Consider the following 361-nt stretch of genomic DNA (forward strand, 5'->3'; position numbering starts at 1 on the left):
GGTACCTGCCTGAGGCCCTGCGATGCCAGGGCTCACCACCATCTGTGGATAAGTCTGGGCGAAGCGCACGCTCGGGTGTTTATCCACAAGCCGCTTGAGCCGCTCGTTGAAGGCACGCCCGACTGCGTATTGCCCACCGGAAGAGGTGCGGAACTGCGCGGTAAGGACCACGCCGTTGAGGTCCATGCGATCCACACCGAACACTCCCAGAGGACCTTGCAGGTTGTTCTTGAGCAGAACATCTTCGGTGATCGAGTGCCCGACTTCACGGATCAGCGACAGCGCGTCATCGATGTCCGAGTCGTAGGTGAACTGCACCGAGAAGAACGCGTAGGCAAGCTGGCGGGACTGGTTGGTGACG

1 pseudogene is annotated in these 361 nt (G+C 60.7%); it reads right to left on the reverse strand.

The features are described from left to right. Window positions 1-361, reverse strand: a pseudogene (locus EE949_RS01355) (mechanosensitive ion channel family protein); the annotation flags it as partial.

The organism is Pseudomonas viridiflava (assembly GCF_900602065.1).
GTDB lineage: Bacteria > Pseudomonadota > Gammaproteobacteria > Pseudomonadales > Pseudomonadaceae > Aquipseudomonas.